The sequence below is a fragment of the Thalassospira profundimaris genome, from assembly GCF_003326755.1.
GTDB lineage: Bacteria > Pseudomonadota > Alphaproteobacteria > Rhodospirillales > Thalassospiraceae > Thalassospira > Thalassospira profundimaris_B.
The window spans coordinates 196198-216780 of record NZ_JPWH01000008.1; the positions used below are offsets into that span (position 1 = coordinate 196198).

Consider the following 20583-nt stretch of genomic DNA (forward strand, 5'->3'; position numbering starts at 1 on the left):
TATTCAGATTTCGCAGATGCGGTCGTTTTTTCAATTCAGGCGTTTGGCGCGACGAATTTTGTTGATCATTCGATTCTGTGCGGTAGTGTGGTCCCGCTAGGGAAGCGTGCATGAAATTTTGCATTATCCGGGATTTCGTGACCGATTTATTGCGCCTGAAGGGGGAAGGTGAAAGTTTTATGGCAGACGCACTTGATTTGAAGATCCTGGCGAAGCTTCAGGAAGATTGCTCGATGAATCTGGATGCCCTCAGCGAGAGCGTAGGACTTTCCTCCACCAGTTGCTATCGGCGGATCAAGCGTCTTGAGACGGACGGGGTGATCAAGGCGCGGCGCGCGCTGCTTGACGAGAAAAAATTGGGGTTCCAGGTAACGGCAGTTTTTATGGTCAAGCTGGAAAAAGATTCCCCCGATATCGACCGGCGGATGCAGCGCATTCTCGAAACGCGGCCCGAGGTTCAGCATTGTTATCTCATGTCAGCCGAATTCGACTTCCTGATCATCGCCAAGTTCCGGGATGCAAACGAATATACCGATTACATTTACCATTTTCTTGAAACCTATCAGGACATTCCGATTCAGAATTATTCCTCGAAACTGGTTGTGCGTTCGATCCGTCAAAATTGGGAATTGCCACTGATCGATAATTAACAGGTCCTGATCCTGAGCATCTTACCCTGCTTTACGCTGTTTAAGATGGGTGAGGGTATAGATCAGAACACCGGCAAGAAGCCCCCAAAACGCGCCCGATATGCCGTAAAATGTCAGACCCGATGCCGTGACCAGAAACGTGACGGCAGCGGCTTCGCGGTTGTTGTCATCGCGAAAGGCGGCCAGGGCGGAGCCGGAAAAGGCCCCGATCAGGGCAAGGCCTGCTACCGCCTCGATCAGGATGGAAGGGGCCAGGCTGACAAGGGCCGTGATCACCCCGGCCAACAGGCCAAACAGAACATAAAACATCCCGGCAAAAATGGCGGCCCAATAGCGTTTTTTCGGGTCGGGATGGGCATCCTCGCCGGCACACATGGCGGCGGTGATTGCGGCCAAATTCACCGCATGGCCGCCAAAGGGGGCGGAAAGCAGCGAGAAAATGCCGGTTGCGGCAAAAAGCGGGCCGGGTGGGGTGTTATAATCATGGGCGCGCAAAACAGCCGTCCCGGGAATATTTTGCGAGGCCATTGTCACTATAAACAGCGGTAAACCAATACCCATCAGTCCGGCCAGGGTGAATTCCGGCATGACAAATTCGACCGGTGGTGCAAGCGACAGATTGAGGTTGGTTACGGCACCCTCTGGAAACGTGACGCCAAAGACCAGGACCAGAACAAACGCGCCAAGGGCTGCTGGAACAGCCAGGATGCGGTTAAATCGCCCCACAACCAGCCATGTAATGAAAATTGGCAGACCCAATAGCGGATTAAAGGCAATTGCCTTGATCGGGGCCAGGCAAAGACCCAGCAACACCCCCGCCAGCATGGCATTGGCAAGCGGGCCGGGAATGGCGGCAACCACTTTGCCAAGCGGTTTCCAGATACCACAGATGAAAATCAGGATGCCACAAATGACAAATGCGCCAACCGCCACCGGAAAGCCGCCCTCGATGGTCCCGGATGTTGCAAGCAGGGCTGCTCCGGGTGTGGACCAGGCAATACTGATGGGCATCCGGGTTTTAAGGGACAGAATAATGGAACACAGGCCCATTGCCACCGATACCGCCATCAGGCCCGATGCCGCCTCGAACGGGGTGGCCCCTACGGCAGCAAGGCCCTGGAGAACGACGGCAAAGGCACTGGCCGTGCCGACAAAGGCGGCAAGGAACCCCATAAAAAAGGTTTGGGCGGACATGTCTCGCAGCATCGCTCTGCTCCGGCAGATGGGAATAACCGCGAGACGTTAGCCAATATTCTGTTTTCAATCCAGAAAACTGTTTTCAGGCCGTCTTGTATTTTACAATTGTGGCGGGTTCTTTTCAGGACGACGCCAAGCGTATGTTGGCAGGGTCATAGGAAAAAATGTCGGCGTTATTCTGTTGTGACAGAATTTCGCGGGCTTTTTCCTCGGTCGTGTCAGTGTCGCAGCGCACCACCAGCAACAGACCACCGGTTTCCAGTTTTTGCTGGATTTTGTCTGAATTTTGCGTGCCAAACAGCTTTGTCATCACACCGCCAAGGGCGGCACCGGCACCACTTGCGCCCACGATGGCGGCGATTGTGGCAGCCATTGGTCCGCCAGCGGCAATCATGACGCCCGCAGCGGTAAAAGCGGCCACATACATCGGGGTGCCAATCAGCGCGCCTTGTGCATCGCCGGTGGGGTCGGGCGATGTATAGGCGATTTTGGGTGTCGAGGGGTCTTTTTCAAGGTCGTCTGTTTTTTGGTAAAACTGCCCGAGTTTTTCGTTGATCGTATGCTCATTGGCGATCAGGCTCATGTCATCCTGACGGAAGCCGGCTTCTTGCAGGGCCAAAACGGTATTGTGCATATGATCGGCATTGTCAAAAACACCGATGATCTGGCGGCTGTTTTTTTCCTGTTCGTCAGACATCGACCGCTCCTGCTTTGGTTTCGCTGTTATTTTACCCCTTTGGGTTGAATAACATCTAACGAAACAGGTGCCTTAAAGTTCCAATATTTCGCAAAAACAGCGCACAACCCGGAAGGTTATGCGCTGTTGAATGATCGTGCTGGTTTAGTAACCCAAATAGGGATCGGGCAGCATCATCGTGATTTGATAGGCAAAATAGATGTTTGCGGCAAAGGCAATAACGGCAATCGGCAAGATGACTTTGATCTCGCCGAAAACCGCCGGGATGACGGACCAGATTTTCTCGCCAAGTTTTTCCTTGCGGTAGTAATCGTAGTTTGCCAGCAGGAATGTGAAAATTCCCGGTGGCAGCCAATAAGCAATAGACGGTATAAACAGGCGTCCGGCTGCTGCCTCAATCGTCATCAAAAGCATGCTGTAAATGCTTGATACCGCGATGATGAAAAGGCCCTTGGCCCACATCCCCTTGCAAAAATAATAAATGCTGCCAAAAAAGAGCGCCAGAAAGTTCCGCGATACACGGAATTTTTCACCAAAGCTCAGGGCCTTGTATTTGTCGGTTTTCCGCATGGCATCATAGGAAAGCTTGTCGGCCTCCAGATAGTCCAGCATTTCAAACCGTCGCTGCCAGGACGGGCTGTAATCTTTCCCCGTATTTACGGTTGTCGCGTTTTCAGTCATTGGGAAAATCCCCTTCTGCTCGTTTGCTTGCTTTTGCTCGTTCGTGTGAAGCTGCCTTTTTCGGCTTATGCTTCAATGATTTGGCCCATAGTTGTTTTATTTTTGGACTGTTTTTCAATTACCGATCAAAGGTGGCAGGAATTTGGCGGATTTATCTCCAGGTTGTGTCCGGAGCGCTGAAAACGTGACGGGCGACTTTGGAGGATGCGAAAAAAAAAGAGCCCCCGAAGGAGCTCTTTTCACGTTATCGTTCGGTGATCTTGAATTCGATGCGCCGGTTTCGGCGATAGGCGATTTCATCATCCCGGTTATCGAGCGGCTGATATTCGCCAAATCCGGCGGCGACCAGCCGGTTGGGCGGCACACCCTGTTCGATCAGGAATTTGACCACCGAAATGGCACGTGCGGCGGACAATTCCCAGTTCGATTTGAACTCGTTATTGCGAATGGGCACCTTGTCGGTATGGCCATCAACCCGCATCACCCAGTCAATGTCACTGGGAATTTCCTTGGCGATCTGCTTAAGCGTATCCGCCAGCTTGGTAAGTTGCACCTTGCCTTCGTCACCAATATCGGCCGAACCGGAGGCAAACAGAACCTCGGACTGGAAGACAAAACGGTCGCCCACGACACGAATATTCTGCCGGTCGCCCAGGACCTGGCGCAAACGGCCAAAGAATTCCGAGCGATAGCGTTGCAGTTCCGCCACCTTGGAGGCGAGCGCCGCATTCAGGCGCTGGCCGAGATTGACGATCTGTGCGGCCTGATCCTTGTTTTTGGACTCGGAGATTTCCAGGGCATCTTGCAGTTTTGCCAGTTGCTGGCGAATGGCAACAAGCTGCTGGTTTAAGGCTTCCACCTGGGCGCGGGCCGATTCACTGATGTCTTTTTGGTCATCAAGCTCGCTGGCCCGCTGGGCCAGCAGCTTTGAAAGCTGTTCGATGCGCTCTTCCTGGCTTTGTTCCTTCGCATCCGCGGTTTCCTGCACCTTGGCCAGTTCGGATTTTTTGTCTTCCAGGGCGGCGAGGGCGGCGAGAAGCTTTTTCTCCTGTTCCTCGGCGGAAGCCTGGGCCGAGGAGAGCTTTTCTGCCAGCGATGAGACACGGTTTTTCAACGCATCGCGATCATCGCTGGTGGTTGAAAGCTCGGTCGTGAGCTGGGTCAGTTCAAGCTGCATTTCCTGGTTATTATTGCGTTCCAGGGCCAAAAGGTTGGTCAGTTCATTGACCTGGGATGTCAGATCGCTAAGCGCCTTGTCACGGCCCGACAGGGCCGCGCCAAGATAAACCTGGGCGACAACAAAGATCATCAGCAAAAAGATGATCACCATCAGCAGGGTGGCGAGCGCATCGACAAAACCCGGCCACGTATTGACATCGCGATTGCGGCGGCGAGACAAGCCTGACATGAGGTTAACCCTCCTCGGCAATCGCGGCGATGGTACGGGCCAGAAGTTTTATTTCACTGCGGATTTCCTGGGTCTGCTGCTGGCGACCCATCGAAAGTTCGTCGGCAACCCGGCCCAACTGGTTATCAAGCGAGCGGATATGCGCCCTAGTATTATCATCAATGCCAAAGCTGCCGCCCCGCATGGAATCGGAAAGCTGATCAAGCACCGGTTTCAGGTGCATCTGACTTTCCGCCAGTTTGACCATCAATTGCTGTTCGGCCTTCATCTGGTCGGTCAGGGTCGAAAGTTTGTCGGCAAGGTCGATCAGGGTATTGTGCGACTTGATCTGCGAGGATTCAGAACGCTGGATCGAGTTTTGCAACCCTTCCATATTGTCGGCCATCTGTTCGATCAGGGCCGAAAGATAGGCCGGAACCGACTGTTCACCATCCGAAAGCGGCCCGCCAGAGGACACGCGGGTGAAGCTCGACATCCATTCTTCAAGTTCATTGAAAAATCGGTTTTGTGCCTGGCCTGCCTGCATATCAAGAAGACCAAGGGCCAGCGATCCTGCCAGACCAAACAGCGAGGATGAAAAGGCCGTGCCCATGCCATTCAGCGGCTTTGCCAAACCTTCCTTAAGCTGGCCGAACCACAATTCCATATTGCTGCCGCCACCAACATTGACATTGCCAATCACATCGGCGACCGAATTCACGGTTTGCAGCAGGCCCCAAAAGGTCCCCAACAGGCCCAAAAACACCAGAAGACTGACCAGATAGCGCGAAAGTTCGCGGCTTTCATCCAGGCGGGAACGGATGGAATCAAGGATGGTGCTGGTCGCAAGGGTGGAAAGCTGCGGCCGGTCGCGGCGCTGTTCCTGCATCATGCGTGCCATCGGGGCCAAAAGCTTTGGCGTATCCTGCGAACTTAACCCCGGGCGGTTACGGCGGAAATCCTCGATCCAGGAAACTTCGGGGTTCAGGCTAAACGCCATGCGAAAGGTATAAACCACCCCGATGATGAACACGCCGATGATCAGGCCGTTCAACACGGCACTTGCCAGAAAGGCTTCTGACAGGGTCGGATATAACAGGGCTGCGATGGCGACGATAACGGCGGTAAAAATACCCATCCGGGTCAGATAGGCGCCCGGTTTGGTGATTGCCGGAGTATTTGCCGCGCCGTTGGACGCATTGTTGCTCATGACAGATAAATCCTAGCGTTGAACGGTTTTAATATCGACGCGATCGGCCGGGCCAGAGGGGACATTGGCACCCAGCGCGCGGACATCGATCCGGGTGGAGCGAACGCCGCCATCGATCAGATAGGAGCGAACCTGCAAGGCACGCGAAAGCGAAAGACGGCGCGCCTTGCTGGCATTTTGCGATTCACCGGCGGCATAAGCCTGCAGCTGAACACGCAAATCGCCATTTTGGGCAAGGTTGCCTATCACCTTATCAAGGCTTTTTTTTGCACTTGCGTCCAGCTCGAAGCTATCAGCGGCAAAAGGCAGGCTGTAATCACCGCCTGCCGGTGCAGGGCCGGATTTTTTTGCCGGGGCTGATGCCGGGTCCGCCGTTGGGACCGATGCGGTTTCGCGCGCCGGTATCTGCGGTTTTACCCGGGGCTCGGGGGCAGGGTCGTTATTGTGGGCCGCTTTTTTAGATGCCGGCGGCTTGGGCAGAGTGCCCGATTGCTGATCCGGCATTTTTTGCGGCGGTGTGGTGGTATCCGGTGCCGGGGCAGGTGCCGGTTTAACCGCATTATCCTTTGTCAGCGGCTGGGGCGCTGTGGCCTTGTCCGGTGCTGGCTGGGCCGGTGCCGGTTTGTCGGCTTTGGGCAGCGGGGCTTTTTTTACCTCGGGTGCCGGTATTTTGTTTTTTGGCGTTTCGTTTGGCGTTTTGCTGTCGGGTTTGGCCACTTTCGGGGGCGCCGGAACGGATGGTTTCACGTCGTTTTCAGCAAGCAGGGGGCCGCCCTTGGCCGGTGCTGTTGTTGCAGCTTGTTGGGGGGCCGCCTGCCGGTTTTGCGCCGCTGTTACGTTGCCTTGTGTTGCGGTGGCTGCCGGGGTTGCCTGTGCCGGGCGATTGCGGGGCAGGCCATCAACATTATGCGCCTTGGGCGCAACCAGATGAATGATCTGCGGGGCGCCGTCATCGTCAAGGTCCTGCCTGTTCAGGCTGCCCCCGAGATTGCCGCGACTGAAAAATGGTTGTGACGCCGGGGGTGTTTCCAGGCGTTCCACCGCAGGCCGGGCCGGATAGGAAGCCGGCGGGCGCAGGTGGATGCGTTCCTGGTTTTGTGGCGGGTTCAGGTGGAAGGGCGCACGCTGTGGCGTTGCATTTTCGGAGGGCACGATACCGGCCCCGTCAATAACCACGGTGCCAAAATCCGCGCCGGAGGAGGTATAGCTGTCGCTGCCAGATGTATCGATTCGCGACGGATCAGACGGCGGCGTCAGCAAAAGCTGCGGTGCCAGAAAACGTGACTTGGGCGCGGTGCGGGGATAGATGACAAGCTGGCGGTCAATCTCGATGCGCTGGGTATTGTTTTGTGACGAAAGGAAGCCGGTAGCCGGGGCATCCCGGGTATCAAGCCGGTCAAGAACGCCAAGGTCTACCTGTACATTGTTACCCGGCATCACCGGGGAAAATGACGCGGCAGTCGCGCCCTGGCTGGTCGCCATCAATGTTCCGAGCGCCGCCGCAATGGCAATCGCCGAAATCTTCGTATTCCCCGTCATCTATTCGCAGGCCCCTTGTTATCCTGTTTCGCGACCGCACACATTGAATATGCTTTTTGTGACGATCTTACGGCACGGCCCGTGCCACCCCTGTTCCGCCGCGGTTTTTTCTTCCCCGACGGTCCCATCGCACCATAACTTACCACAGTGTTGCCGACAACCGGTTTGACCTGAACACAAAAAAGGCATCCACAATAATCTGTGAATGCCTTTTCGCGATGGTGTTCAAAGGGGTTACGGCTTAGGCCGAGGTCGCCTTTTTCAGGGTTTTTGCCAAAACCGGCTGGATATAGTCGTTCGCGGCAACGACGCTGCCGGTACCAAGCATATTGGTCCCGCCATTGATGTCGCGAACATAGCCACCGGCCTCGGAAATCAGGATCAGGCCTGCGGCAATATCCCACGCATTGAGGTGGGTTTCCCAGTATCCGTCGTAACGGCCCGCCGCGACATAGGCCAGGTCAAGCGATGCGGCACCAAAACGGCGCACGCCCGAGCACCGGTCCATAACGGCATGAAGCTGTTTTTCAAAGGCGGCATGGTCGCCGCGCCCGATATGCGGGACGCCACAGGCCAGAACGCATTCGTTCAAACGGCGACGGCCCGAAACCCGCAGGCGGCGGTTGTCAAGATACGCCCCAACACCCTTTTCGGCCCAGAAGAATTCATCCTTGGCAACGTCATAGATGATGCCGGCAATGATTTCGTCGCCCTTTTGCAGGGCAACCGAAATGGCGAAATGCGGAATACCGTGCAGGAAGTTGGTGGTGCCATCAAGCGGGTCGATGATCCAGCGGTGTTCCGGATCGCTCCCCTTGATTTCACCGCCTTCTTCGAGAATGAAACCATAACCGGGACGGGCCCGCTCAAGTTCTTCACGCAGGCGTTTTTCGGCACGATGATCGGCGGCAGAAACGAAATCCCCCGGACCTTTCATGGAAACCTGAAGGTTTTCGACTTCACCGAAGTCGCGCTTAAGTCCATAGGCCGCCTTTTCGACGGCCTTGAACATGACATTGATATTGGCTGAACGACGGGCGGCGCCACGCACGGCTCATCTCCCGGTATTTAAGAAGTAAAAAGGAATGCGGCGTTAGTCTTTGGCGCGCTCGACATAGGTGCTTTCGCTGGTATTCACGACAATGCGCGTACCGGATTCGATATGCGGCGGCACCAGAATGCGAACGCCGTTTTCAAGAACGGCCGGTTTGTAGGAAGAAGACTGGGTCTGACCCTTCACAACCGCGTCGGCTTCGACGATCTGGAACACGGCATGTTCCGGCAGGCTGACGCTAAGGGCTTCGCCTTCAAAGGATTCAACGGTCACAACCATGCCATCCTGCAAAAAGACAGCCGGTTCCCCGATAAGGTCCTTGTTGACTGTGATCTGCTCGAAGGTTTCGCTGTCCATCAGCGTCACCATGTCGTCTTCGGCGAACAGATAGGTATATTCATGCTGGTCGAGGCGTACACGCTCCACCGTTTCCGAGGCACGGAAACGTTCGTTCAGCTTGGTGCCGTTGCGGATGTCTTTGAGTTCAACCTGGTTGAACGCACCGCCTTTACCCGGCTTTACTGCGTTACATTTTACTGCGCGCCACAGGCTGCCATTATGTTCAATAATGTTACCCGGACGGATTTCGTTGCCGTTGATTTTCATGGCACCAACCGTTCTTTCAGATCACAGATTCACAATGTGGAAAAAAGTGGCGTCTACCTATCAGTTTGCGGGGTTCGCCGCAAGCCTATTGATGGGTCACAAACGCATGTCGCCCTTTGTGTGTGTGCATGGCTGCCGCAAAAGGGCGTTATTCCGCGCTGGCAGCCGCTATGGCAGCACGAATGGCCTTTGCCCCGGCTACAGGCCCGTCAGGATGGTCCCAGACCGCCCCGCTGATTGCGACAAAATCGGCACCGGCCTGAACCAGCGGGGCCAGATTATCGGCATTGATGCCGCCAATGGCAACACAGGGAACGGTGGTAAAGGTTGTCCAGATCTCAATGATTTCCGGTTCCACCCAGGTGCGCGGGTCTTTGGTTTTGGTGGGGAAAAATGCGCCAAAGGCCACGTAATCGGCCCCTTTTTCGCCCAGTTCCATTGCCCGGTGGCGGGAATCATAACATGAAACGCCAACAATATGTTCTTCGCCCATGATTTTGCGGGCTTCGTCATAGCTGCCGTCGTCTTCGCCGATATGCACGCCATCACAGCCGGTTTTATGCGCAAGGTCCGGGCGGTCGTTTAAAATCAGGGGAATATCGCGTTCACTGCAAATCGGCAGCAGCTTTTTGACCGCCGCAACAACGCCGTTATCGTCAATGTCTTTCAGGCGAAGCTGCACACAGTCCACCGCCCCGGTATCGAGAACATCCGCCAGCAATGCCGGGAATGTCTCAAGATCGATTTTGGCAGGGGTTAGCAGGTAAAGGCCGGTTTGCGCGTCGCTATTCACAGTGATCTGTCCTGATGGAAATGCTGTGCCCTGTTTAACCTGCAAGGGCCCGATTGGCAATCATTGCTGTGCCAGATGGGCCAATAGCCGCTTTTTACATTCGGAAGCGGGCAGGTAATGGTCCTTCATATCAAACAGGGAAGCGGCAGGCAGCATCTCAGCCGATGATTCCGTATCGGGCGAGGGGCCAATGTCACGCCAGATGTGGCAACCATTTTGCGAGGCGATGCTTTGCAGGGCGCTAAATGCCGCTATTGGAACGGTACCAACCAGTACATGGTCAATGCCACATTCCAGTGCCATCAAGGCCTGCCCGGTATGGTTTCGGCAATCCAGCACCCCTAAGATGCGGGCATCAGGATAATCAGCCCGCAATTCTGTCAGCATATCGGCAAACCATTGTGCGCCCATGACCTGCCCGGCATTAACAGGACCATGCAGAAAAAAGGCATGTTCCCCCATAACCTTGCAGGCGATGGCGGCACCTTTGAAACTGTGACTGCGGATATGGGGTGGATGTGGTGTCATGCCAGATGATGCACGGTTTGGGAAAAAGGATTCGCCCGTAATATAGCAGGCAGGTGCAAATAAAAAGGGCGACCCGAAGGCCGCCCCTGAAAATCAGGCAGAAAATCAGGTATCACACCGGATTAAAGGAACTTCGCCATCGCAACGGCGGTGTCCGACATACGGTTCGAGAAACCCCATTCATTGTCATACCAGGACAGGATACGAACGAAGTTGCCGTCCATCACCTGGGTCTGGGTGGCATCAAAGGTCGAGCTGTTCGGGTTGTGGTTGAAGTCAATCGAAACCAGCGGGGCTTCGTTCACACCCAGAACACCCTTCAGGCGGCCTTCGGCGGCTTCCTTGATCGCGGCGTTGATTTCGTCAACGCTGGTGTCACGACCGGCAACAAAGGTCAGGTCAACCATCGAAACATTCGGGGTCGGGACGCGAACGGCGGTGCCATCAAGCTTGCCCTTGAGTTCCGGCAGGACCAGGCCAACAGCCTTGGCCGCCCCGGTGGAGGTCGGGATCATGGAAAGCGATGCCGCACGGGCACGACGCAGATCCTTGTGCAGGCTGTCCACTGTGTTCTGGTCGCCGGTGAAGGCGTGAACGGTGGTCATGAAGCCCTTGGTGATGCCAACGGTTTTGTTCAGAACATCGGCCACCGGTGCCAGGCAGTTGGTGGTGCACGACGCGTTGGAAACGATCACGTCATCGGCAGTCAGGCTGTCGCTGTTCACACCATAGACAACGGTTTTGATGTCGCCCTTTGCCGGGGCCGAGATCAGAACGCGTTTGGCACCTGCCGTCAGGTGTTTGCCTGCGCCTGCTTCATCAAGGAAAATACCGGTGCATTCAAAGGCAACATCAACCTTCAGCTCGCCCCACGGCAGGTTCGCCGGGTCGCGTTCGGAACAAACCTTGATGGCCTTGCCATCGACAACCAGATCATTGCCTTCGGCTTTGACGTCATTGGCAAGGGTGCCATGAACGGAATCGTATTTCAGCAGGTGGGCATTGGTTTTGACATCGCCCAGGTCGTTGATGGCAACGACTTCCACGTCGGTGCGGCCACTTTCGATAATGGAGCGCAGAACCAGACGGCCAATACGGCCAAAACCATTAATCGCAACACGAATAGCCATTAATTCCTCCAGATACATACTGATTGTGACCGGATGGTCCGAACCCAACGAAAGGGACAATCAAAAAGGCCGGACCGGCATTTTACCGATCCGGCCCAAAAATTAAACCAGTTCCTTGGCCGTTTTGACCAGAGCATCCGCCGTGATGCCGAAATGTTCATACAGTTCCGGTGCCGGAGCCGATGCGCCAAAGCCATGCAGGCCAATGACCTTGCCATTGTCGCCAACATATTTTTCCCAGCCAAAGACCGAGAGGGCTTCGATCGCGATGCGCGGGGCGGTACCCAGAACGCTTTTGCGATATTCCGGCGACTGGGCGTCAAACAGTTCCCAGCAGGGCAGGGAAACAACCGCTGCGGCAATGCCTTCGGCCTTCAGTTTTGCCTGGGCATCGACAGCAATTTCAACTTCCGAACCGGTTGCGATCAGCGTTACCTGGGTTTCGCCTTCGGCCTCGGAAATGATGTAACCGCCACGGGCGACAAGGTTGTCGTCGCGATATTCGGTGCGCAACACCGGCAAATTCTGACGGCTGAGCGCCAGAACGGTCGGGCCGCTGTCATGGGTAATCGCCATTGCCCAGGCTTCGGCGGTTTCAACCGCATCAGCCGGGCGGATCATCAGCACGTTCGGCATGGCGCGCAGGGAAGCCACATGCTCGACCGGCTGGTGGGTCGGGCCGTCTTCGCCAAGACCGATGGAATCGTGGGTCATGACATAAACCACACGCTGGTTCATCAGCGCGGACAGGCGAATGGCCGGGCGGCAATAATCGGTAAACACCAGGAAGGTTCCGCCATAGGGCAGAACGCCACCATGCAGGGCCAGGCCGTTCATGGCTGCCGCCATGCCGTGTTCGCGAATACCGTAATAGATGTAGCGGCCATCATAACCGCTCTGGACCGAGATCGGTTCCTGAACGGCGGTTTTGGTATTGTTGGAGCCGGTCAGGTCGGCCGAACCGCCAATCATTTCCGGGATCGCCTGGGTCAGAACTTCCAGAACGTTCTGCGACGATTTACGGGTCGCGATCTTCGGCTGTTCTTCGGTGATCTGCTTTTTGTACGCATTAAAGGCATCGACCCAGTTTTCCGGCAGCTTGCCTTCGACGCGGCGTTCAAATTCGGCGCGAATATCGGCATTCTGGGCGTCAAAACGCTGGCTCCAGGCGGCAAAGTCATCCGCGCCACGGGCACCGGTGGCACGCCATGCGTCCAGCACATCCTGCGGCACTTCAAACGGGCCATAGGACCAGTTAAGCTTTTCGCGGGCAGCGGCCAGTTCATCCGCCCCCAGCGGGGCGCCGTGCGTTGCCGAGGTGCCGCCCTTGGTCGGTGCGCCAAAACCGATCACGGTTTTGCACGCGATCATCGACGGGGTGCCGGTGGTTTTTGCCTTGGCAATGGCGGCCTCGATGGCTTCGGGGTCATGGCCGTCAATCTGCTGAACGTCCCAGCCCGCTGCTTCAAAGCGTTTTTTATGATCTTCCGAGGTCGAAAGGGTGGTCGGACCATCGATCGAAATGCCGTTATCGTCAAACAGGACGATCAGCTTGGAAAGCTGCATGTGGCCTGCCATCGAAATGGCTTCTTGCGAGATGCCTTCCATCAGGCAGCCGTCACCGGCAACGACATAGGTGTAGTGGTCCACCAGATCATCGTTAAAGGCGGCATTCATGATGCGTTCGCCAAGGGCGAAACCGACCGAGGTGGCAATGCCCTGGCCCAGCGGGCCGGTGGTGGTTTCAATACCGGCCCCATGACCGAATTCCGGGTGGCCGGCGGTACGCGCGCCAAGCTGGCGGAAATTTTTGATCTGGTCGAGATCGAAATCTTCGTAACCGTTCAGATAAAGCAGCGAATAAAGCAGCATGGATCCGTGACCGGCAGACAGAATGAAACGGTCGCGGTCGGGCCAGTGAGGATGTTTCGGATCGAATTTCAGAAACTTGGTAAACAGAACCGTCGCGACGTCGGCCATGCCCATCGGCATGCCCGGATGGCCGGATTTGGCTTTTTCCACGGCGTCGGCGGCAAGAAAGCGGATGGCATTTGCCATGCGGCTATGTTCTACGGGTTTCGTCATTGAATGCGCTTCCTGGGGGTTCGCTATCTGGCGTTGATTACTATGGCTTAAAAAGCAAAGAAGTCGGGCGGAACATGCCCCCGCTGTCGGGATACGTCAACCAATTCTGTCGAAAAACGGTCTCGATTGCTTAGATTGTGGTTAACCCTTACATGCTAGAAATAGATCAGGATCGGTTTTGGTCAAGCGGTATCGCGGAACAGTTGACGCCCCACTTTGCCACAACCTATCCTGTCAATTGATGATGAAGGATCAGGAAGGACGATATGTCACGTCTGCAAAATGCTGGTGAACGTCTTGAAAATGCCCTTGCTGCGTTGGAGGCAGCCGTGGAGTCGCGCTTGGCCCGCTCGGAAGCAGCGCTTCAGTCTGGTGCCAGCGAACATGCGGCTGCGCAGGCCCGGTCCGAAGAAATGCGCGCCCAGTTGGATGCCTTGAAACGCGACTATGACGCGCTGGCGCAAACGACCGAAACCGTGTCGCGCCGTCTGGATGGTGCGGTGGGTCAGCTGCGGCTGGTCCTGAATGACGAAACAGAACAGAAGCAGGCATAATTTCATGGCACAGGTATCAGTCCGTATTAATGGTCGCAGTTATGATGTTGCCTGCGAGGATGGTCAGGAAGAGCGCCTGGGTCAGCTTGCGGCCTATGTTGACGAGCGGGTGGGTGAAATCGCCCATATGGTCGGCCAGATTGGCGAACAGCGCCTTTTGGTCATGACCAGCCTTCTGATCGCCGATGAATTAAGCGACATGCACGACAAGCTGGCATCGGCCTCCCGGGTGTCTTTGCCCGAAGGGGCGGTTGGGCCGGACGAGGCCGATCAGATGGCGCAAAGCATGGAAAATCTGGCTGGCCGTATCGAGGCTATTGCACAAAGGCTCTCGGCTGACTAAGTTGGCATCGGATGCCGCCCGCGATGCGCCCTGCGGGGCGATCAAGGGTGGGTCCGTCAAGGGGGCTGCCCTGTGCGTCAGGCTCGCTAATTCCCGGGGCCGATGCTCATTTCTCTAGGGAGCTGTCCCTGGCGGGACCGTGGTCTCGTTATACGGCGCCCACCTGCACCTGCAGGTCACGAGGAATTACCATATAGCCAACGGCAGTGGTGGCTCCCGCTTTCCTTTACCGGAAAGCGGGCCTTTGTTTTTAGCAGTACATGATATGCTGTTGTTTCGGGGGGATGACCTGCCCCGTGGGGTGGTAGGTATCGTCGCGTTTGGTCATGCGGCAAACAGACAATAACGGAATTTGTAATGCGGCTTTTACATTTGGGCGATGTTTTGGGGCAATCCGGGCGCAAGGCCGCGCTGGAGGCCCTGCCGATGTTGCGTGATCGCCTGATGGTGGATGTGGCGGTGGTAAATGTGGAAAATGCCGCGCACGGGTTTGGCGTTACAGCAAAAATTTGCCGCGAATTTTATGCTGCCGGGGCCGATGTGCTGACAACGGGCAACCATGTCTGGGATCAGCGCGAAATCATCACCTATATCGACGAAGACAAAACGCTGCTGCGCCCGTGGAACTTCCCCGATGGCACGCCAGGGCAGGGGGATTGTGTTTTTACCGCAAAGTCGGGCAAAAAGGTTGCCGTCATCAATATGATGGGCCGTTTGTATATGGACCCGCTTTCCTGCCCGTTTCAGGGGGCCAACAAATTGTTTGGCAAATACCGGCTGGGTAAAAATGTTGATGCGGTCCTGATTGATTTTCATGCCGAAACCACATCGGAAAAAATGGCGTTCGGGCATCATTGTGATGGCCGGGCGTCGCTGGTTTTGGGCACGCACACCCATGTGCCAACCGCAGATGCCCAGATTTTGCCCAAGGGCACGGCCTATCAGACCGATGTGGGCATGTGCGGCGATTTTAATTCCGTGATCGGCATGAAACAGGAAAATTCGGTGGCAAAATTCCTGACCAAAATGCCCTCAGGCCGTTTTGAACCGGCCGAAGGCCCCGCCACGGTGTGCGGGGTCTATGTGGAAACCGATGATGCCACTGGCCTTGCCAAACGGATAGAGCCGGTGCGCATTGGCGGGCGATTGCGCGGAAGCTGGCCGAACGCCTGAATTCAGAAAGTATGTCGGGATAATCCGGTAGCAAAGCAAAATGGAACGGGCTGATGTGATATCGCATCAGCCCGTTTTGCCGTTCTCAGCCATGACAACATCGCGGGGTCGGGGGGAAGAACTTTGATGCCGTCACGGTTGTTTACCGGACTGAAAGGAACATAAAGCAGGCCCGCCTGGGGGAGATAGCCCAGTCCTCCACAAAGATTGCACAATCCTGCAAACCGGTGAAATTGCCCTGTTGTTTTGTGCAATCACACCCTATGTCTCGTTTTCAGGATATTGGCCAAATGTCGGCGATTTCGGGCATTCGGATGAATAAGGGGACATGCAATGGCGCTTGCAGGACTGGATAAATTTGCACAACTGATTAAACAAAACTGCACCAGCGAGAGGCGCTGTGAAACCGCAATTTCCGGCGTCACGTTGTTGCGGGCGGACAAACTGACGGAACCGGCGAATGTGATTTACCAGCCGTCGGTCTGTATTCTCGCCAGTGGTGAAAAAAGGGTCATGATGGGCGACGAGGTGTATGTCTATCGTCCTGGCCAGTATTTGACCGTCTCGCTGGATGTGCCGGTTATGGGGCAGATTACGGTTGCCAGTGCCGAAAGCCCTTATTTGTGCCTGCGGCTGGCGCTCAATACCAAAATCATGGCTGAAATCCTGATGGCTGCGCATGAACACAAAACGTTGTCCTCGTCCCGCCAGCTTGGGGCCGCCATTCAGGTTAGTGATGCGGATGACGCGATGATCAACGCGGCCGTGCGGCTGCTGGAATTACTGGAAACGCCGCAGGATATTCCCATAATCGCCCCACTTATCGAACGCGAAATCCTTTATCGTCTTTTGAATGGGCCACAGGGGTTGCGCCTGCAACAACTGGCGATGGCCGATAGTAAACTCAACCAGGTTTCGCGCGCGATTGACTGGATCAAAACGCATTTTCGCGAACCTTTCAGTGTCGATATTTTGGCCCGCGAGGCGAATATGAGCGCATCGGCCCTGCATCAGCATTTCAAGGCGGTAACATCCATGAGCCCGCTGCAATATCAAAAACAGTTGCGCCTTCAGGAAGCGCGGACCCTGATTTTGGCCCGTGCGATGGATGCGGCAAGTGCCGGTTATCATGTCGGATATGACAGCCCGTCGCAATTTTCCCGTGAATATCGCCGCCTGTTTGGGGCACCCCCCCGGCGCGATGTCGAACAATTGCGACTCTCGGCCGCGTCGGGGATGATCGAGCTTGCCTGAACATCTTTGAAACAAGGGTTCCGCGCCGTTATGGCCTGTAAGACCAGCACATTTGCTTTTTTGTCCGCCACAACAGGGGCAAAAGTTTATCCGGAAGGGAACTTTTGCCGTTTTGTTTGTTTTGGGGATGTCGGGAAGACGCAAATTGGGCTTACGGCATAAATTTAGCCTTGACTAACTTTTAAAGTCCGCACAACAATTAGGGACATGTCAGGATTTGCGTCCGGCCTTTGCGTGCTGGTCGCAATCTTTTTCAAAACTTGAATTATTATAAATACAGGCGGGCGACCGTCGGTGGAGCAGGTGCATGTCTGATACGGGTGAAATAAAACGCAAACCGGGAGACTGGCGCTATGAAGTGGAGCAGCCGTCGCTGGTCGAGGTGTTTCGCTCGATTGCGGTATCCCCGGATGCGGGATTTTTTCGCAAATTTCTGACATTCGCCGGGCCGGGCTATCTGGTCGCGGTGGGTTATATGGACCCGGGTAACTGGGCGACGTCGCTGGCGGGTGGATCGCAGTTTGGCTATGCGCTTTTGTGTATCGCCCTGTTGTCCAATATCATGGCGGTGATTTTGCAATCGCTGTGTGCGCGCCTTGCCATTGCCACCGGGCGTGACCTGGCCCAGGCCTGCCGTGATGCCTTTCCGGCCTGGATGTCCTGGCCGTTGTGGCTGTTTGCCGAACTGGCGATTTGTGCGACCGATCTGGCCGAAGTGATTGGCACGGCCATTGCGTTGAACTTGCTGTTTAACATTCCCCTGGAGTTGGGGGTTCTCATTACCGCGGCCGATGTGTTGGTGATCTTGTGGTTGCAAAGTCGCGGTTTTCGCTGGGTGGAAGGCTTTATTATCGCCCTGCTCGGGGTTATTTCGCTGTGTTTCGCCATCCAGATCGCAATGGCCGATCCGGACTGGTACGGCGTTATTACCGGTTTTGCCCCGACAACCGATGTTTTGACCAATCAGCATATGCTGTATCTGGCGTTGGGGATTATCGGCGCCACCGTGATGCCCCATAACCTGTATTTGCATTCGGGCATTGTCCAGACGCGCGATTATGACCGTACGCTGAAGGGCAAGCGCGAGGCATTGCGCTTTGCTACCCTCGATTCGACCGTGGCCCTGACATTTGCCCTGGTGATCAACGCGTCCATTCTTATTCTGGCGGCGGCAACCTTTCATGTCTCGGGCCAGACCAATGTTGATGACATCGGGATCGCGCACGAACTTCTGGCCCCGCTGCTGGGGGCGTCAATTGCGCCGATCCTGTTTGGGGTTGCGCTTTTGTGCTGCGGATTAAGCTCAACTGTCACCGCAACAATGGCCGGGCAGATCGTGATGGAGGGGTTCATCAAAATGACGATCCCGTCCTGGCTGCGTCGTTTGATTACCCGGGTGGTGGCGATTATTCCCGCCATTGCCGTCACGGTGATTTATGGTCAGGCGGAAACGGCAAAGCTGCTGATTCTTTCGCAGGTGGTGCTGAGTTTTCAGTTGCCTTTTGCCGTGGTGCCGCTGGTGATGTTTACCGCATCGCGCCAGAAAATGAAGGAATTGTGCGCCCCGCGCTGGCTGACATTTATTTCCGCCATTATCGCCCTGATCATCATCGCGCTGAATGTGAAGCTGCTTTACGATATTTCGATGGGTGCGGTTTGACCGGCTGAAATGTTTTTGTCGGGTCTGCGAAGGCCGGGAAGAACTTCACATCAATGTGAGGGCGCTTCCCGGCCTTTTTATATGTCCGGGCTTGAATGCAGGGCAGGGGCGCGGTACCAATTTTCGCCCTGGCCGCGATTTTCTGGTGATGATTAATAATTCGCAATTACGTCGCGGGCCGGGATGGCTATAGTACCATCAGCATTTTAATGTTTGTTCCTGCCACGGGATCATGACCGTTTTGGATGACCGGGCAGGGTGCCAGGAACGTTTCGATCGTCACCACAACAAAAGATGTTGCCATGACTGACCGCCCCGAAGACCGAACGAAAAAAGGCAAGCGGCGCACTCTGATTGGGATGGGGTGTGCCTTTGCCGTGATGGTGGGTTTAGTGATTTATTCCCCCACGCTGTATCGCATGTTTTGTGCCGTTACCGGTGTGGGCGGCACGGTTCGGCAAATATCGGTACCCAATAAAACGGCTGATAATGCAGCCTCGTCATCCGGGCAGGGGGCTGATGCGACAAATACCGTCGCCAATGCCGGTGATATGGTCGAGGTGTATTTTGATGCCAATGTGGCGCGTGGCCTGCCGTGGGAATTTTACCCCGAAGAACGCAAGGTAACAGCCAAACTGGGCGAGCCGGTAAAAACCTATTATTACGCCAAAAACAATTCGGACGAGACGATTGTCGCCCGTGCCGTTTTTAACGTAACCCCCTATAAATCGGCCCAGTATTTTTTCAAGATCGAGTGTTTCTGCTTTACCAATGAAAAGCTGGCACCTGGCGAAAGCGCACGTATGCCGCTGGTGTTATATGTTGACGACCAGATCCACAAAGATCCGAACACGGCCGAGGTAAAAGACATTACGCTGTCTTACACTTTTTACCGGCAATCGGACCTGACCGATCAGGAAATTGCCGATGCCCGCGAATTGAAGGCCGGATCAGACCAGAAGGAGGATGAATTGTCCAAATCCGAAAAGATTGATCTGGAAAATGACGTCCGCCGTCACTAGGCCTGGATCCGGGAACACAGAACAGGGGAGCGTTATGAAACCTGGGAAGACTGGTTTGCGTCGATGCCTGATGACGGTGGCCGTTGCCTTTGGCGCGGGGGCGGTGATCAGTGGCGGGGGTACGGGCCTTTTGCCGCCACAGGCGGCGGCGCACAGCTATATGCTGGGCACGCTTATGATTGGTCATTTTTGGGCACCACCCGCGGCACAGGATGCCAAGGGCGCGGCGGTTTATGGCCCGTTCCTCAATGCCGGGACCAAGGCCGTGACCCTGGAAGGGGCGAGTACCGACATCGCCGAAAAGGTGCGGTTCCGCACGGAAAAAGACGGTGTGGAAAGCTGGGTGGATCATATCACATTGCCGCCCAACAAGCCGGTCGGCCTCGCCGCATGGCGTGAACATATCTGGCTGTCGGGGTTGAAAAAACCGTTGGAAGAGGGCGGGTCTTTTGATCTGACACTGGACTTTGGCGAGGCGGGGCACAAAACCATCAAGATCGTTATTGAAAAGGAAAGCGGTCATTAAAGGCAAATCGCTTTACCCCGATGTGGAAGAAGCAGGCTTACGACCGTTTCGTTCTGTACAAAAAAGGCCCGCGACCAGGAAGGTGGCGGGCCTTTTTTCATATCATATGTTTATATTATGAAGCTGCGCGGTCATGGGCCTTGTTGCGCAGATCGTCCAGGATCGCGTTGATACGGCTGTTGAGAACCTGAATTTTCTGTGCCGCATCTTGCGACGTCTGCAGCACTTCACCGGACAATTCGCCAGTTTTGCCGGTCTCGTCGGCAACATCGCTGATCGAGGTGGAAACCATCCGGGTCCGTTCGGCTGCATTGCGAACATTGCGGGTGATTTCGTTGGTGGCAGCCCCCTGTTCCTCGACGGCAGCCGAAATGGTGGTGGCAATTTCATTGATGCTTTCAATGATGGTGCCAATCATTTCGATGGCCGAAACCGATTCTCCGGTCGATTTCTGAATGCCGGAAATCTGCCCGGCAATTTCATCGGTGGCCTTT

At 55.4% G+C, this 20583-nt stretch carries 20 protein-coding genes, 1 other RNA gene and 1 pseudogene; 9 read left to right on the forward strand and 13 right to left on the reverse strand.

Features of this window, described 5'->3' with window-relative positions; all coding sequences use genetic code 11:
* The first annotated feature begins 110 nt into the window (after window positions 1–110).
* A complete protein-coding gene (locus tag TH25_RS11615; RefSeq protein ID WP_258549125.1) occupies window positions 111–650 on the forward strand; it encodes an Lrp/AsnC family transcriptional regulator in 540 nt (179 codons plus the stop codon).
* A gap of 21 nt (window positions 651–671) precedes the next feature.
* Here TH25_RS11615 and TH25_RS11620 read toward each other — a convergent pair whose 3' ends face one another.
* The 12 genes from TH25_RS11620 to tkt all read right to left on the reverse strand — a co-directional run bounded on the left by TH25_RS11620 (window position 672) and on the right by tkt (window position 13584).
* On the reverse strand, window positions 672–1856 hold the full coding sequence (locus tag TH25_RS11620; protein ID WP_114088578.1) for a benzoate/H(+) symporter BenE family transporter: 1185 nt from the start codon (window positions 1854–1856) through the stop codon (window positions 672–674).
* A gap of 112 nt (window positions 1857–1968) precedes the next feature.
* Entirely contained in the window at window positions 1969–2544 is a 576-nt protein-coding gene (locus tag TH25_RS11625; RefSeq protein WP_073954001.1) for a hypothetical protein, read from the reverse strand.
* A gap of 144 nt (window positions 2545–2688) precedes the next feature.
* A complete protein-coding gene (locus TH25_RS11630) occupies window positions 2689–3225 on the reverse strand; it encodes a DUF2628 domain-containing protein (RefSeq protein WP_114088579.1) in 537 nt (178 codons plus the stop codon).
* A 244-nt stretch (window positions 3226–3469) separates the two neighbouring features.
* Window positions 3470–4633: a peptidoglycan -binding protein gene (locus TH25_RS11635; RefSeq protein WP_114088580.1), complete on the reverse strand. Its 1164-nt coding sequence runs from the start codon at window positions 4631–4633 to the stop codon at window positions 3470–3472.
* A 4-nt stretch (window positions 4634–4637) separates the two neighbouring features.
* Window positions 4638–5822 (reverse strand): flagellar motor protein MotA, encoded by a 1185-nt coding sequence (locus tag TH25_RS11640; protein WP_073954005.1) that lies wholly within the window; start codon window positions 5820–5822, stop codon window positions 4638–4640.
* A gap of 12 nt (window positions 5823–5834) precedes the next feature.
* The gene (locus TH25_RS11645) at window positions 5835–7361 is read right to left on the reverse strand and encodes an OmpA family protein (RefSeq protein WP_114088581.1); all 1527 of its coding nucleotides are present in this window, start codon (window positions 7359–7361) and stop codon (window positions 5835–5837) included.
* A gap of 241 nt (window positions 7362–7602) precedes the next feature.
* A complete protein-coding gene (locus tag TH25_RS11650; protein WP_258549126.1) occupies window positions 7603–8412 on the reverse strand; it encodes an inositol monophosphatase family protein in 810 nt (269 codons plus the stop codon).
* A gap of 42 nt (window positions 8413–8454) precedes the next feature.
* Window positions 8455–9021, reverse strand: coding sequence for an elongation factor P (gene efp, locus TH25_RS11655; RefSeq protein ID WP_114088582.1), 567 nt, complete (start codon window positions 9019–9021; stop codon window positions 8455–8457).
* Between the two features lie 148 nt (window positions 9022–9169).
* On the reverse strand, window positions 9170–9814 hold the full coding sequence (gene thiE, locus TH25_RS11660; protein ID WP_114088583.1) for a thiamine phosphate synthase: 645 nt from the start codon (window positions 9812–9814) through the stop codon (window positions 9170–9172).
* 60 nt (window positions 9815–9874) lie between these two features.
* Entirely contained in the window at window positions 9875–10342 is a 468-nt protein-coding gene (locus TH25_RS11665; protein WP_114088584.1) for a hypothetical protein, read from the reverse strand.
* Window positions 10343–10464: 122 nt separating this feature from the next.
* Entirely contained in the window at window positions 10465–11472 is a 1008-nt protein-coding gene (gene gap / locus TH25_RS11670) for a type I glyceraldehyde-3-phosphate dehydrogenase (RefSeq protein WP_114088585.1), read from the reverse strand.
* A gap of 102 nt (window positions 11473–11574) precedes the next feature.
* Window positions 11575–13584, reverse strand: a complete 2010-nt coding sequence (gene tkt / locus TH25_RS11675; protein ID WP_258549127.1) for a transketolase — start codon at window positions 13582–13584, stop codon at window positions 11575–11577.
* Between the two features lie 239 nt (window positions 13585–13823).
* On the opposite strand from tkt, the gene TH25_RS11680 reads away from it, so the two are divergent.
* From TH25_RS11680 to TH25_RS11715, 8 genes are all read left to right on the forward strand, one after another.
* The gene (locus tag TH25_RS11680; RefSeq protein ID WP_114088587.1) at window positions 13824–14111 is read left to right on the forward strand and encodes a DUF4164 family protein; all 288 of its coding nucleotides are present in this window, start codon (window positions 13824–13826) and stop codon (window positions 14109–14111) included.
* A gap of 4 nt (window positions 14112–14115) precedes the next feature.
* Window positions 14116–14454: a cell division protein ZapA gene (locus TH25_RS11685; RefSeq protein ID WP_114088588.1), complete on the forward strand. Its 339-nt coding sequence runs from the start codon at window positions 14116–14118 to the stop codon at window positions 14452–14454.
* A 59-nt stretch (window positions 14455–14513) separates the two neighbouring features.
* A non-coding RNA gene (gene ssrS / locus TH25_RS11690) (6S RNA) lies at window positions 14514–14674 on the forward strand.
* A 137-nt stretch (window positions 14675–14811) separates the two neighbouring features.
* The gene (locus TH25_RS11695; protein ID WP_114088589.1) at window positions 14812–15627 is read left to right on the forward strand and encodes a TIGR00282 family metallophosphoesterase; all 816 of its coding nucleotides are present in this window, start codon (window positions 14812–14814) and stop codon (window positions 15625–15627) included.
* 333 nt (window positions 15628–15960) lie between these two features.
* Window positions 15961–16881: an AraC family transcriptional regulator gene (locus tag TH25_RS11700; protein ID WP_114088590.1), complete on the forward strand. Its 921-nt coding sequence runs from the start codon at window positions 15961–15963 to the stop codon at window positions 16879–16881.
* 307 nt (window positions 16882–17188) lie between these two features.
* A complete protein-coding gene (locus tag TH25_RS11705) occupies window positions 17189–18541 on the forward strand; it encodes an Nramp family divalent metal transporter (RefSeq protein WP_114088591.1) in 1353 nt (450 codons plus the stop codon).
* Window positions 18542–18843: 302 nt separating this feature from the next.
* Window positions 18844–19563 carry a cytochrome c oxidase assembly protein gene (locus TH25_RS11710; RefSeq protein WP_114088615.1) on the forward strand — a complete coding sequence of 240 codons (720 nt, stop codon included), beginning with the start codon at window positions 18844–18846 and terminating at the stop codon, window positions 19561–19563.
* Between the two features lie 34 nt (window positions 19564–19597).
* Window positions 19598–20089: a copper chaperone PCu(A)C gene (locus TH25_RS11715; RefSeq protein ID WP_181847573.1), complete on the forward strand. Its 492-nt coding sequence runs from the start codon at window positions 19598–19600 to the stop codon at window positions 20087–20089.
* 115 nt (window positions 20090–20204) lie between these two features.
* On the opposite strand, the pseudogene TH25_RS11720 reads toward TH25_RS11715, so the two are convergent.
* Window positions 20205–20583 (reverse strand): annotated as a pseudogene (locus TH25_RS11720) (methyl-accepting chemotaxis protein); the annotation flags it as partial.